Source organism: Arenibacter latericius DSM 15913, assembly GCF_000424985.1.
In the GTDB taxonomy this organism is placed as follows: domain Bacteria; phylum Bacteroidota; class Bacteroidia; order Flavobacteriales; family Flavobacteriaceae; genus Arenibacter; species Arenibacter latericius.
This window is the reverse complement of the sequence record NZ_AUKX01000008.1, coordinates 42402-57775: the sequence shown is the minus strand read 5'-3', so window position 1 is coordinate 57775 and position 15374 is coordinate 42402. Positions and strand designations below refer to the sequence as shown.

General features: G+C 37.9%; 10 protein-coding genes. 4 read left to right on the top strand and 6 right to left on the bottom strand.

Going from position 1 to position 15374, the window contains the following annotated elements; translation table 11 throughout:
- Positions 1-53 precede the first annotated feature (53 nt).
- Positions 54-1250 (bottom strand): porin, encoded by a 1197-nt coding sequence (locus tag H344_RS0105250; protein ID WP_026809346.1) that lies wholly within the window; start codon positions 1248-1250, stop codon positions 54-56.
- A 305-nt stretch (positions 1251-1555) separates the two neighbouring features.
- Here H344_RS0105250 and dgt point away from each other — a divergent pair, with 305 nt between their 5' ends.
- Positions 1556-2899 carry a dGTP triphosphohydrolase gene (gene dgt / locus H344_RS0105245; protein WP_026809345.1) on the top strand — a complete coding sequence of 448 codons (1344 nt, stop codon included), beginning with the start codon at positions 1556-1558 and terminating at the stop codon, positions 2897-2899.
- 13 nt (positions 2900-2912) lie between these two features.
- On the opposite strand, the gene H344_RS0105240 is transcribed toward dgt, so the two are convergent.
- A complete protein-coding gene (locus H344_RS0105240) occupies positions 2913-4055 on the bottom strand; it encodes a DUF3078 domain-containing protein (RefSeq protein ID WP_084148737.1) in 1143 nt (380 codons plus the stop codon).
- Between the two features lies 1 nt (position 4056).
- Positions 4057-5835: a 1-deoxy-D-xylulose-5-phosphate synthase gene (locus H344_RS0105235; RefSeq protein ID WP_026809343.1), complete on the bottom strand. Its 1779-nt coding sequence runs from the start codon at positions 5833-5835 to the stop codon at positions 4057-4059.
- Positions 5836-6144: 309 nt separating this feature from the next.
- On the opposite strand from H344_RS0105235, the gene H344_RS0105230 reads away from it, so the two are divergent.
- Positions 6145-6594, top strand: a complete 450-nt coding sequence (locus H344_RS0105230) for a nucleoside deaminase (protein ID WP_026809342.1) — start codon at positions 6145-6147, stop codon at positions 6592-6594.
- A gap of 35 nt (positions 6595-6629) precedes the next feature.
- Here the strand turns inward: H344_RS0105230 and H344_RS0105225 are convergent, their stop codons facing one another.
- The 3 genes from H344_RS0105225 to aspS all read right to left on the bottom strand — a co-directional run bounded on the left by H344_RS0105225 (position 6630) and on the right by aspS (position 10623).
- Positions 6630-6881, bottom strand: a complete 252-nt coding sequence (locus tag H344_RS0105225; RefSeq protein WP_026809341.1) for a hypothetical protein — start codon at positions 6879-6881, stop codon at positions 6630-6632.
- A gap of 11 nt (positions 6882-6892) precedes the next feature.
- Complete coding sequence (locus H344_RS0105220; RefSeq protein ID WP_026809340.1) at positions 6893-8701, bottom strand: chloride channel protein; 1809 nt, start codon at positions 8699-8701, stop codon at positions 6893-6895.
- A gap of 167 nt (positions 8702-8868) precedes the next feature.
- Complete coding sequence (gene aspS / locus H344_RS0105215; RefSeq protein ID WP_026809339.1) at positions 8869-10623, bottom strand: aspartate--tRNA ligase; 1755 nt, start codon at positions 10621-10623, stop codon at positions 8869-8871.
- 392 nt (positions 10624-11015) lie between these two features.
- Between aspS and H344_RS0105210 the strand changes: the two genes are divergently transcribed.
- Positions 11016-13964, top strand: coding sequence for a SusC/RagA family TonB-linked outer membrane protein (locus tag H344_RS0105210; RefSeq protein ID WP_026809338.1), 2949 nt, complete (start codon positions 11016-11018; stop codon positions 13962-13964).
- A gap of 10 nt (positions 13965-13974) precedes the next feature.
- Entirely contained in the window at positions 13975-15306 is a 1332-nt protein-coding gene (locus tag H344_RS0105205; protein WP_026809337.1) for a RagB/SusD family nutrient uptake outer membrane protein, read from the top strand.
- The last annotated feature ends 68 nt before the right edge of the window (positions 15307-15374 follow it).

Genomic DNA, 15374 nt, shown 5'->3' with positions numbered 1-15374 from the left:
CAAATATCTAAAGTGTTTTGCTTGCTAATGTTATGTAAAGGTTATCTTTTTGATTAAAAGTGTATATCGAACTGTAATCTATACATTAATTCGTTAATTCCTTCATTAACGGATAAATAACTGAGATCCGTCTGGATTTTTAATTTGTGACCTACTATAAATTTTGAAAGGCCTAAAGTATATTGGTTTTCGGGTAGATTGCCAGTAATGGTTTTGTCCCAAGAGATATTGGTATATCTTCCAGAAACTTCCCAATTATTTTTAAAAAGGTAGCCCGATTGTAAATTTAAGGCATCGCCTATCTGTACTATGTCTCCTGTAGTGCTACCGTCAGCGTTTCTTGCAATAGGATCTTTAGCATCCCTATTTGCATATTCTCCCATAAAGGAAAACCCTTTATATTTAAACATGGCATCTAAAAATAAGGTATTTATATCGGTCTTATGAAAGCCTATATCATTTACCATATAGGTGCCTTGATTGCCTCTGGTTTTAACGGCATCACTGTTATGGTTATAAGTAGCAGCAATCATTAATTTTGGATGTTCTTCACGGGCTAAGTCTCCACCTTTATATTCGCCTCCACCGGTAAATTCACCAAAAGGGAGTAGTTCTATTCTACCAGTAAACTGTGCCCCACCAATATTTCCGTTGGTAACATTTCTACCTTCTCCCTGTGATAAAGCAAACTTTTCACGGATTAAAAAATTGTTGGTAAGATAAAAATAGTGTCTAAGCTGAAGTCCTGTCTCACGGTCTATGGTAAACCTGCTATTTAGCATTGATCGGTCTACCTGCTGTAGGTTTCCAGATGAGATAACGCGCTCCATATTACCAGGGAGTTTAGCCTGTCCGATCCATAATTCGAAATTTTCATAAAAATTCCACATTACCACCGCATCTAAAATATACCTAGGGGCATTACTTGTGTATTCAGAAGCTCCAGACATGTCGCGGTTAGACAATCCTAATTCTATCTTATACTTTAATTTTGGAGAATAGGCAAATCCGTCAAACTTTAATCTCGCTCTACGGACTAGGGCTGTACTGTGTGGGTCCACCCACTTGTCATTACTATTTTGATCCCATGTGGTGGTGGTTAAAAATTGCATTCGCGTTGCAATTTTCATCGTCCATGTGCTATCCTTTCCAATAAGATTGAATAATCCTTTTCCAAATTCTGGTGCAGGAGTCTGCGAAAATGATAGTGTACAGGAAAAAAGGAATAGCAATAGCGCTATTTGTTTCATAGATACAGTATTAGTTTTTGTCGGTTGCAAATTACCGTAATGAATGTTAACTTAATGTAAAGAAACAAACAAATTTACTTTAAATAAAAAAAGCTACCTTCAAGAAGGTAGCTGAGTTTCATGTAAATAGTCGACAAAAACTAATAAAAACTATGAAACAGTGGCTAAATTAATATATGATAGTAGATAGGATGTAAAATTGGGATTAAGTTATCGTTAAAATATTGCAAGGAGTGATGATTTTGAATTGAATTTTATAAATGCCATTGCGTGAATAATGTATCTTGCGAGCTTAAATAGTTATTATGGAATGGGAACGATTACTCTCCTTAAGGCGGTTTGGAGATGTTAAAGAAAGATTGCGAAAAGAACAAGATGAAACGCGTTTGGGTTTTGAAGTAGATTATGATCGGATTATTTTTTCCGCTGCTTTTAGAAGCCTTCAGGACAAAACGCAGGTGATTCCCTTATCTAAGACAGATTTTGTCCATACGCGCTTAACCCATAGTTTGGAGGTGTCTGTGGTAGGAAGAAGTTTGGGGCGAATAGCAGGAAAGCAGATATTAGAGAAGCACCCCTACTTAAGTGATATATACGGGTATAAGTTTAATGATTTTGGAGCTATTGTGGCAGCAGCAGCATTGGCGCATGATATAGGTAATCCTCCGTTTGGACATAGTGGTGAAAAAGCAATTGGGGAATATTTTAAAAATGGGAACGGACAGCGCTTTAAAAGCCAGTTGACGAATAAAGAATACCAGGATATTATTGATTTTGAAGGGAATGCCAATGGATATAAGTTACTGACCGAATCTAGGAAAGGGGTAGCGGGTGGCTTGCGACTTAGTTATGCTACTTTGGGTGCGTTTATGAAATACCCGAAAGAATCTTTGCCTAAGCGACCTACTAAACATATAGCAGATAAAAAATTTGGTGTTTTTCAATCCGATGTGGATTCGTTTAAGGAAGTTGCAGAGGAATTAGGATTAGTCCCAACAGCTAGTGGGGCAGATATTGGCTATAGTAGACATCCCTTAACATTTTTAGTAGAAGCCGCAGATGATATTTGTTATACTATAATTGACTTTGAAGATGGTATAAATTTGGGGCTTATTTCCGAGGATTTTGCCTTAGAATACTTAATAAAATTGGTGAAGGACAGCATCAATATTAAAAAATATAACGAGTTGGTGTATATGGAAGACCGAATGAGTTATTTACGGGCCCTAGCCATTAACACCCTTATATCTGATGCTATAGAAACTTTTATAGCGAATGAAGAAGCTATTTTAAAAGGAGAGTTTAATGTTTCCTTGATGGAAAGAAGTAAGTTTAAAGCTCAGATCCAAGATATTTTATCGATTAGTGCGAAGAAAGTATATCAATCACAAGAAGTTATAGAAAAGGAAATTGCTGGATATAAAGTTATTTCTGATATTTTGGAAGTATATACCACGGCCTTAATCAGACAAAAAGAGAATAAAGGGTCTAATTATGATGAATTAATTATTTCTACCCTGCCTGAATTCTATAGGGATACTAATGGGTCTATTTACTCTATATTATTAAACGCTTGTTGCTATGTAGCAAGTTTATCGGATAGTGGCGCTGTGCATATTCACAACAAAATAATGGGTAAATCCCTATAAATGCCTACGCTTATTAGAAATTGTAGTTAATACCTACCCCAAAGAGCTGTTTAAACTGAATTTTTGGGGTACCATCACTTATAATAGATCCATCATCAGCTTTAATTGGGTCAAACTTAATATCATCATCATAGAGTATATGTGTCCCAAAGTTGGTGCTAATATACTTGTTAACTTTTAGTGAAAAACTAAGTTCCCAATCCACATCAATATTTCCAAAGCTTTCTAGATAATCAGAATACAGGCTTAAGCGATGTCTTACCCCAACGTTTTCAAAAATTTCACCCTGCCATGTATTATTGATCAATATCCCAAATTCCATAGCGGTATTCTCGCCGTCCTTTATTTTATTCTTATCTGCATCATATTTAGCTTTTTCTACCCCAAATGCTCCTTTATCTGCAAGATCTTGATCTAAAACAAAGGTTACCTTTTGTGTAAAGGGGGACAAATAGAGATTAAATTTTTTCCCTTCCGGAATGTAAGAGGTACCTGCACCAATAAAGCCATATCCGGGGGCCATAAACCTAGAAACCGGATCTTTTCTATTTGGATATTTGTATCCGTTGGAGAATTGAGTATTGAAATTTGCTCTAACACTATAGTACCAATTGCTGATGGTATCTCGTCTATAAGCAAATGTAGAGCTGATACGAATTGCATCATCTGCCTTTCGTAATTTTTGATTTTCTTGGGAATTTAGCCCGTAACGGAGTTCCAATAAATTTTCCCATTGCACGTATCTAAATTTATAATTACGAAGAAACTTTATATTGGCTAGTGCTGATATAGAATTGTTACCCCCTGCATTCCAATTGACAAAAGCGACTTCGTTTAATTTTATACTTAGGTTATTCTCTTTATTCCAAAAAGAAGGAATTCTAAAGGGACGATACTCTTCATCTAGGGCCTTCGTTTTGTTGAAGTTGATGGTTGGTCCTGATAAATTAGCGCCTCTAGAAAAATTTTTAATTTTATTCTGTAGCGTCCGGATAACTATGGTGTCTACACGCGTTGTGTCTAAACGCATAGAGTCTACTGTGATGGCTGCTACTCTAAGTGTATCAGATTCTGTTTTATGAGTGGGTATAGTCTGTGCGTTTATTGGGAAAATGCATAGAAATAAAAGGGCAATGAAGAAAATTTTACTGCTCATATTAATCTTTATTCAATATATTATTTATCTGCTTTCTAAGCTCCGTTTTGTCTATTTTGGCGATATGTTGTAACTCCTCCACTGTTCCATGCTCAATAAATGCATCTGGGACGCCAATAATTTTTATTGGAATCTTAGCATTTATTTCATTTGCGAATTCCACTATTGCGCTCCCAAAACCACCCGTGCTACATCCATCTTCAATAGTGATGATATTGGAATATTTGTTAAATATACTTTGTAACATCTTTCTATCCAATGGTTTTACAAATCGCATATTGTAATGACCAATTTGATGCTTGTTATTTAACTCCTGTAATAACTCCGATACCATATTGCCAATATGACCAATCGAAAGTACAGCAATTTCCGTACCTTTTTGTAATTCTTGGGCTTCTCCTAGCGATATTTTGGTGAATTTTTGTTTCCAATCTAAGGTAACGCCTCTTCCTCTGGGGTATCTAATTGCAATCGGATAGTCTAAACCTAATTGAGCGGTGTACATGATATCTCTCAATTCGATTTCATTCATTGGCGCAAAAATAATAAGATTAGGGATACACCTTAACTGGGCAATATCAAATAGTCCGTGATGGGTAGCGCCATCCTGGCCTACTAATCCTGCGCGATCTAAGCATAATATAACCGGAAGATTCTGTAAGGCTACATCGTGAATTACCTGATCATAGGCGCGTTGTAGAAAGGTAGAATAAATATTACAGAAGGCCACCATGCCTTCTGCTGCCATCCCTGCTGCTAAGGTTACCGCATGTTGCTCGGCAATTCCCACATCAAATGCTCTTTCAGGAAGGCGGTTCATCATGTATTTTAAGGAACTGCCCGTAGGCATCGCCGGAGTAATCCCTACTATTCGGGGATTAAGTAATGCCAATTCCAAAATAGTATGTCCAAATACATCCTGATATTTTGGTGGCTCAATTTTATTCGGTTTGGGCAATAGATCTCCTGTTATACTATTAAATTTTCCTGGAGCATGGTAAACCACCTGATTTTCTTCGGCCTTTTTTAAGCCCTTGCCCTTTGTGGTAATTAGATGTAAAAGTTTAGGGCCGGTAATAGACTTAAGCCTGTTTAGTTCTTTTATAAGTAAGGGGAGATCATGTCCGTCTATAGGTCCTGTATAATTAAAATTTAGGCATTCAAAAATATTTTCATCCTTTGCTGTTCCCTTCTTTACATTGGTTAAATATTTCTTTAAGGCACCTACACTAGGGTCTATTCCAATGGCATTGTCATTTAAAACAACTAGGATATTAGGATTGGTATCCCCTGCGTGATTTAGTCCCTCAAATGCCATTCCGCTCGCTATGGAGGCATCTCCAATAACTGCAATATGTTGTTTGTCTGTTTCGCCTTTTAGATGAGAGGCCATGGCCATTCCCAGTATAGCAGAGATGGAAGTAGAGCTATGTCCGGTTCCAAAAGCATCGTATTTGCTTTCTTTACGATTGGGGAACCCGCTAATGCCATCTAGTTGTCTGTTGGTATGGAAAACATCCTTACGTCCGGTTAGAATCTTATGCCCATAAGCTTGGTGGCCTACGTCCCAAATAAGATTGTCATAAGGAGTGTTAAATACATAGTGTAGGGCGATAGTTAATTCTACAACACCTAAACTTGCGCCCAAATGTCCTTCTTTGGTAGCTACAATATCAATTATGAAATTACGTAATTCTTTAGTCAATTGGGCTAGTTCTGCCTGAGTTAACTGGCGAATATCTGAAGGAGAGTCAATATGTTGTAGAATACCTTGCGACATGTATTATGGAAAAACTACAAAGCTAAGGTATTTAGTGGTTTAATGGAGCATTACATTAGTTTTGATTGCAATTTTTTGCGGTTGTTGTTGAAACTGAATTAGGATTTTTATCTTGATTTAGGTTCCCATTAAAACTAAGTATTAACGTTCAGGTCAGAGAAATATGAATAAATCATTTTAGGCTTAAGTAAGGTGTGGTTTTTTCACGAGAATTTAACTTGAATGATGGGATGGTTCATTTGAAAAATTTGGTTTGGACTGTACTTTAAACTTAATTATTGATTACTATTGTATCATAAAATCAGGACTATGATTGAGCCATTTGATGATGCTTATTTTATGAAGAAAGCCTTGCAAGAGGCGGAGATTGCCTATGAGGTGGGAGAAATTCCTGTTGGAGCAATAGTGGTTGTGGAGAATAGGATAATTGCTAGAGGGCATAACCTAACAGAACAGTTGGTAGATGTTACGGCCCATGCGGAGATGCAAGCAATTACCTCGGCCTCTAACTTCCTAGGTGGAAAATACTTGCATAACTGCACCCTATATGTAACCTTAGAGCCTTGTCAGATGTGTGCGGGAGCTTTATATTGGAGTCAGATTTCTAAAATTGTATATGGCGCTAGGGATAAGGAAAGGGGCTTTATTAGTATGAATACTAAATTACATCCTAAGACAGAAGTAGTTGGAGGCGTTTTAGCAGAAGAAGCTTCGGAAATATTAAAAAGGTTCTTCATCCAAAGAAGAAACCTTAATTAGCATTGCAAATCAGGAAGTTGAAGTAAAGGGATTAGTTATTCTTTTTCCTCGGTTTTCTTTTCCCTTCCTTGCATCCTTCTGATGTTTTCCTCGTTTAGCATATAATCTTTCATATTTTTCCCTTTACTGACTGTAATAAGGAATAGAGGCATGGCAATTAAAAAAATACCTACAGTGCCAAAACCAATACATTTATTGGCAAAGAATACATCAGTCTCTTGAATGGTGAAGCCGTAAATTATAGATGCAATAGATGCTATTAAGATGATAGAAATTAAATACTTCATGATTTGGGTAACTATCTTGTAAAATTAATTAATTTTCTACGATAAGCGGTTAAGAGCTTCGATTTTGAAACAAAACCAAGATATTTTCCGTCTTTTATCACCGGTAGGTTCCAAGCCTCGCTATTCTGAAATTTTTGCATCACCGTTTTCATGTCATCCTTTTCATAAATGATATGTTCTGGCGGATTGTGCATAAAATTTTGAACCTTCATTGTTTCGTATAGGGAGGTGTCAAACATAAATTCTCGTATATCGTCCAAAAGCACAATTCCCACTAAAATGCGGTTGTCGTCAATTACTGGGAAGAGATTTCTGGCAGATTTAGAAACCCCTTCATGTAGCATGGTGCCTAGGGTCATTTCGGGGTGAATCGGTTTAAAATTCTTCTCAATCACACTTTCCAAGGTCATTAGGGTAAGGACATTCTGATCCCTATCATGAGTAAGCAAGTCACCTCTTTCTGCTAATTCCTTAGTGTATATGGTGTGTTCCATAGACTGTTTTGTGATAAGGAAAGAAATGGCAACGGTAATCATAAGAGGTATAAAAAGCTCATAACCCCCGGTGATTTCCGCAATTAGGAATATAGCGGTTAAGGGCGCGTGGATTACCCCCGCTATTAGTCCGGCCATACCCACCAAAGTAAAATTAGCTTCAGAAACCTGTAAGCCTAAACCCAAATTGTTTAAGACTTTAGCAACCACATTTCCCAAAGCACTACCCATTACCATAGTAGGAATGATAACCCCACCAACACCGCCTGCAGCAAAAGTAATGGTCATGGCGAAAGTTTTAAATATGGTAAACCCTACTAAGAGAGCAATAACAACCCAAATATTGTCTATAAAATCATCAAAAGGAGTAGCTCCTAAAGCTTGAAGGTGGTCGCCTTCAAATAAATCTTTAGTAAAACTTAATCCCTCCCCGTATAAAGGCGGAATAAAGTATAACATCACCCCAATGGTAAGTCCGCCCACCAATACTTTAAGGAATGGGGTTTTAAATTGGTCGAAAAAGGAGTAGACCGCAAAATAAATTTTTGTAAAGTAGATAGATCCAATACTGGTGCCTAAACCAAGGAGGATGTAAGGAGCGGTATCGTTTATGGTAAATTTATCTACTACATTGAAGCTGAAAAGCGTTTCATCGCCTAGGAAAAAATAGGAGGTAAGCACCGAGGAGATCGATGCCATTAAAAGGGGTAGTAAAGACGCAAATGTTAGGTCTAAACTAAAAAGCTCTATGGCTAGTACCACGGCAGCTATAGGAGTTTTAAACATAGAAGCCACTGCTCCAGAGGTAGCACAGGCAATAAGTAGGGTGCGAGTCTTGCTATCTATATGTAATAAGCGCCCTAGATTGGAGCTTATGGCCGACCCCGAGGTGATGGCCGGACCTAATAATCCTACAGATCCCCCAAAACCTACCGTTAAAGGAGCCATAATTAAGGGGTGGTAAATAAGTTTGTAAGAAAGCATCCCATTCTGTCTTAGCAAGGCGTATAATAATGTGGGAATTGCCCGTTTTAGAAAGGAGGGTATAGGGGGGCGAAACCCATTCCTAAAAAGTAATTTCTTGGCTATAAAAACAAAAAGAAGGCCTATAAAAGGCAAGATGAAATAAAGCTGGTTATCAGAAAAATTAATCCCTTCTTCTAATAGAGACGCTACACTAAAAGTCAGGTTTTTTATAGTTACAGAAGCTAAACCGGCTAGCAACCCGACAATAACACCCAAAATAATTATAAAATTCTTTTCGGATATATTTCTATACCTCCACTTTAAGAATTTTCGGAATAAAGTATTTTTATGGGATACCATAATCGTTAACAACGCTTTTTTTGACTATTAGTAAAGAACGCTAACATCGCAATAACAACCTCTTGGGTAAGATAGTAAAAAGGTTGGTAGCAAAATACATGCATCCAACCTTTTTATATAATCCTATAGTAAAGATAGAGACCTAAGTATTTTATGGTCTCCTAGATTCATGATTTTAAATCTAACTTTAAATTCAATTCTTTTAACTGTTCAGAATCTATTGCTGCAGGAGCATCTATCATAACATCCCTACCACTGTTGTTTTTTGGGAAAGCTATAAAATCTCTAATGGTTTCTTGTCCTCCTAAAATAGCAACCAATCTATCTAATCCAAATGCCAAGCCACCGTGTGGAGGCGCTCCATACTGAAAAGCATCCATTAAGAAGCCAAACTGAGCTTTAGCTTCTTCAGGGGTAAAGCCAAGGTGCTTAAACATGGTAGATTGCATTTGTTTGTCGTGTATACGTATAGATCCTCCGCCAATCTCATTTCCATTAAGCACAAGGTCGTAGGCGTTGGCTTTTACCGCACCCGGATCGGTATCTAATAGTGCCATTTGCCCCGGTTTGGGAGAGGTAAAAGGGTGATGCATGGCATGGTAACGACCTGTTTCCTCATCCAATTCCAGTAAAGGGAAGTCTATTACCCATAGTGGAGCAAATTCTTCCTTGTTTCTAAGGCCCAATCGCTCTGCCATTTCCATTCTCAGTGCACTTAACTGTGTTCTAGTTGCGTTAGCATCACCAGAAAGCACACAAATAAGATCCCCTGGTTTTGCCTCTGTAATTTCAGCCCATTGGGCAAGGTCCTCTTGATTAAAGAATTTATCTACAGAGGATTTAAAGGAGCCGTCTTCGTTATATTTTACATAAACCATTCCTTTGGCACCAACCTGTGGACGACGAACCCAATTTACAAGGGCATCAATTTCTTTTCTGGTGTAAGAAGCTGCTCCCGGCACCGCAATACCAACTACTAATTCGGCATCGTTAAATATTCCGAAATCTTTGTGTTGAGCAACGGCGTTTAACTCGCCAAATTCCATTCCAAAACGGATGTCCGGTTTGTCGTTACCATATTTTCTCATGGCCTCGTCATAAGTCATCCTCGGGAATTCCTCTACGGTTACTCCTTTAATTTCTTGTAATAGGTGTCTGGTAAGGCCCTCAAAGATATTTAAGATATCTTCTTGTTCTACAAAGGCCATCTCGCAGTCTATTTGAGTAAATTCTGGCTGTCTATCTGCTCGGAGATCTTCGTCTCTAAAGCACTTAACTATTTGGAAATATTTATCCATACCACCCACCATTAATAACTGCTTAAAGGTTTGTGGCGATTGGGGTAGGGCGTAAAACTGACCTTGGTTCATTCTGCTAGGAACTACAAAATCTCTTGCGCCTTCAGGAGTAGATTTTATTAGATACGGGGTTTCCACTTCAATAAAATCTTGATCGGATAGGTATTTCCGTACTTCCATAGCAACCTTATGTCTAAAAATAAGGTTGTTCTTTACAGGATTTCTACGAATATCCAAATAACGGTATTTCATCCTAATATCTTCCCCACCATCAGTTTGATCTTCAATAGTAAATGGAGGAACAATAGATTTATTAAGGATTTTTATTTCGGAGACCAAGACCTCTACATTTCCGGTTGGAATGTTGGGGTTTTTGGAGCTGCGCTCTAATACAGTACCCTTTACTTGCACTACAAATTCGCGTCCAAGAGATTTGGCAATTTCCATAATCTCTTTGGAAGAGCGCTCTTCATCAAAGATTAATTGAGTAATTCCGTACCGATCCCTTAGGTCGGCCCAAATTACAAATCCCTTATCTCTTACAGTTTGTACCCAACCTGCTAGGGTAACCTCTGAATTCTGGTGGGTTTCCCTTAATTCACCGCAATTATGACTTCTATACATTTTATACTTGATCTATGAAAACGCAAATGTAAGAAGATATGAGATTAACGGCTAAAAATAATTAGGGTGAATTTTATAAAAGGGGAGTCAATTATAGTAGTTGGATAACATTTTTGACTAACATCTTAACATTTAGGATCGTAATGGCACCGCAGACCATAATATATAGACCTAATTGATGATTCCTTTTAGCCCCTTTTCTACAATTATAAGATGGGCAGTTATTTGGGTATTCTGTAGTTTAATTGGTGTTAAATTGTTGATATGCGCAATAAATATTCGAGGAATTATGATATTGGCAATTATTTATATCTAAAAATTAAAATAAAATTTTATTAGCTTAAAATCTTCATTAACTTGACGTTGAAATAATTAACACAAACCTTATGAAAATGAAACAATCTTTTTTGAAAAGTGTGTTTTTCATTACGTTTTCTGCTATTCCGTTTTTACTAGCGGCGCAAGGAGGCGTAACGGGAAACGTAACTGAAGCATCGGAGGGACTGCCCCTACCAGGCGTAAACGTAGTTGTAAAAGGAACAATGACAGGAACAACAACAGATTTTGATGGAAACTTTGATATCAACGTTGGCTCCTTTCCTGCAACTTTAGTCTTTTCTTCTCTTGGATATGCTAATACGGAAGTAAGGGTAACCGGAGTAACTAACCTTAATGTTAGTATGGAAGAATCGGCAACCGGACTAGAAGAGGTGGTAGTCACAGGGTTGGCTAGCTCCGTGAAGCGGGAAAATCTTGCAAATGCAGTTGCTACAGTTTCTGCGGATGAATTGGTGGGTACCACAAGTCAATCTACAGTTGATGGGGCGCTATATGGTAAAATTCCTGGAGTAAATATTACCTCTACCTCAGGTGCACCGGGAGGTGGATTTGCTTTAAGATTGCGTGGAATATCATCGATTAACGGGAACAACCAGCCACTGATTATTGTAGATGGAGTATATTATAATAATGTTGAAATACCAAGTGGACTTCGTTTTGCTTCGGGTGCAAACCGTGGAAATGAAGAGAATTCTGGAAACCGTTTAGCGGATCTAGATCCGAATGATATTCAAAACATAGAAGTGTTAAAAGGGTCTTCTGCGGCTGCAATTTACGGACAAAGAGGTAATGCCGGGGTGGTAATAATTACTACCAAACGCGGTAAAACAGGTAAAACTAAAATTAGTTTTAGTCAGGATGTAGGAATGAACAAAATTGCAAATCGTTTAGGAATACGACCATGGACTGCAGATAAGGTGGAAACTGTTTTCAATGCTGCCGAAAGAGCCAAATTTGAGGCAACAATAGCAGAAAATGGTGAGCTTTATGATTTTGAAGATATTATTTATGGTGATACAGGATTTATAACAGAAACTCGATTAAGTGCTACTGGAGGTAATGATAAAACAAAATTTTATTTGGGAGGTTCTTACAGAGATGAAGGAGGAATCATAAAAAATACTGGTTTTGACCGATTCTCATTACGTACCAATATTGATCATCGTATTTCTGATGTTTTTGACTTTACTTCTACCACTAGTTATAGTAGGAGTAATGCCAGTAGAAGTTTTACTGGAAATGAAAACGATGGGGGATTGAGCTATGGATATACCTTAGCATTTACTCGGCCATGGGTAAATCTATTTCCTGATGCCAATGGCAATTACCCAGTAAATCCCAATTATTCTGGAAATCCAATCTTTGTAAGGGATAAAGCTTTAAATGATGACTCTAACGACCGACTTGTTCAGGGAATCACTTTAAATACTAATATATTAAATACGGATAAGGATAGAATTAAAATTGTAACTAGTGGTGGTTTAGACTATTTGGCAAATCAAACTTATGTATATGTTCCCGAGACGCATCAAGCCCAAGTGCAACCAGGGCCTGGAGGTTTTATATCAGTTGGGAAGAACAACTTTACTCAATTAAATACTCAGTTGATAGGAGTTTGGAACCGCGAGGCTATGGAGGGTGATTTAGACCTTACCACACAAGTTGGTACTGCCTACCTTTATCAAAAATCTAATCTGGTGAATAGTAGAGGTTCTCTTTTGGCAGCCGGCCAGACTAGTGTGGATCAATCCGTGAATCAAGTTATCGATCAATTCCGTTCAGAAGAAAAAGATTTTGGGTATTTTGGACAGGTAGAGGGAAATTATAAAGATCAGATCATTGCTACTGTTGGCTATAGAGTAGATAAATCTACTAGAAATGGTGATCCCAATAAGTTTTATGGTTTTCCCAAGGCTTCCTTAGCGCTTAACATGGCTAATTTTGATTTCTGGACTATGGAATCTGTATCGCAACTGAAATTAAGGGCCGCATATGGGGAGACTGGAAGTCCAGCTAATTATGGATCTACTTTTACAAGTTTAGGGGCTAATAATATAGGTGGTAATATTGGCCAAAGTGTAGTGGGAAGTAAAGGAGATGCTTTAGTAAAGCCAGAAACGGCTAGTGAGCTGGAATTTGGTTTTGATGTAGGAATTTTTAATAATAAACTTTCTTTGGAAGCTACTTATTATGACAAGAAAGTGAAAGATCTTATCTTAACAAGGGCGCTACCCTCTTCTTCTGGTTTTACACAGGAAACTACTAATCTTGGAGACCTTAAAAATTCTGGGGTAGAATTGGCTTTAAAAGCTTTTGTGTTTGATAATGAAAATTTTAAATGGAATTCTGCGGTGCAATGGTATAGAAACCGATCTGAAGTAACCCGCTTAGAGGTGCCAGCATTTCCACAGCCAGGTGCAGGATTTGGTTTAGGACTTGGAACTTTCTTTATCCAAGAAGGACAATCGGCCACTCAATTGGTAGGTAACCTAAACTTAGATGGTACTGGAACAAAACCTACGAAGGTAGGCGATGTGGAACCCGACTTTCAAATGGCTTGGAGCAATAACTTTACATTTTTTAGACAATTAGATTTTTCTTTCCTTTTTCAATGGAAAAATGGAGGGGAAAACCTAAACTTATCTACATACCTTAGTGATTTAGGACAAGTTACTCCTGACTTAGATACTCCAGAAGGCCAAGCTCGACTTGCGTCTACTGCTAATGCCGTTCGTTTTGTGGAACCTGCGGGTTACCTAAGATTACGCGAGGCTGCAATTCACTATTCCTTGTCACAGAACACGGTAGAGAACCTATTTGGAAGTACCGTAGAGGGTGTTAAATTTGGATTGTCAGGAAAAAATCTTTTCACTATTACCGATTACAGTAGCTACGATCCAGAGGTGTCCGTTAATGGTGGTTCTGGACTATCTACAGGTATTGAGGTAGGTCCTTTTCCAAGTGCACGGCAATTTTTCTTTAGCCTAAATGTTAATTTTTAAATAATAAAACATGAAAAATAATATAAAAACTTTAGTGATCATGGCTTTCATGATTCCATTAGTCTCATTTATGGCTTCTTGTACTTTTGATGAAGTGATAGATCCAAACGGGCCTAGTGTAGATGGTGTTTTAAAAAATGCCTCCAAAGGTCAATTGAACGAACTTGTGGTGGGCATTGAATCTACTTCACGTAATGGAATGGGTACAGAGGCGCTGGCCAATGGCACAATGGCAAGAGAACTTTATCTGTTTAATGCGGAACCTAGGTATACCGGAGATATGCTGGGTAAGGACGGTCTTACCTTAGATAATAACTCTTTCTATAGCACGGGATCATGGAACGGGAATTATAGATGTATCAAGAACGTAAGCTTATTATTAGAAGCTGTCACTAATACTGATGCAGTTACCGAAGCGGAAATGAATGGTTATCTCGGATTTGCCAAGACCATGATGGCTGAAGAATTAATACAAATACTTAAATCGTATGGAAAAGCGCGTTTAGATGTATCCGATCCAGATAATTTGGGACCTATAGTAGAGTTTGATGAAGGAATGGCTAGAGTCCGCTCTCTATTAGATGAAGGTCAACAGCACCTCTCTAACGCTGGAAATAGTTTTGTTTTTAATTTGAGTACCGGTTTTGATGGCTTTGACACTCCTGCTACTTTCTCTGAGTTTAATAGAGCATTAGCAGGTGTAGCAGCTGTATATGCTGGTGAGGGTGAGGCTGCATTGACTGCGTTATCTAATTCTTATTTCGATTTAACTGGAGATTTAGAAATTGGGCCTAAGCATATTTTTGGTTTGGGCGGTGGAGATCAAAGCAACCCTGTATTTAGAGTTCCTTCTACCGTTGATAAACCTAATAATGGAGACCAGATAATAGTTCATAATACTTGGTTAGCGGATGCGGAGAATGGAGACACAAGGGTAGCCGAGAAAACAGCTTTAAGGCCAAACCCAACCACCCAAGATGATCTTAGTGGTACTCATGAAGCATTATTATATGAATCAGATACTAGCCCTATAGATTTCCTTAGGAACGAAGAATTAATATTGGTGTATGCCGAAGCAAATATTCTTGCCAATAATCTTCAGGATGCAGAGGATGCACTAAACGTTATTCGCAACTCAGCAAGTCTTCCAGATTATACAGGTGCGCAAACAGTAGAGGCATTAACTACGGAACTTTTAAAACAACGTAGGTATTCCCTATGGGCAGAGAACCATAGAATGTTCGATTTAAGACGTTATGGTTTATCAAATACTTTGCCTATTGATAGGGCCGGAGACCAGGTGTTTAATATTATGCCAATACCTTTGCCTGAAAATAATTAAAGTTTGCTTAATTTTATATAAATGAGGGGTTAACAGGCCCTAATTAAAGCCCGATGCATTTTTGTCGG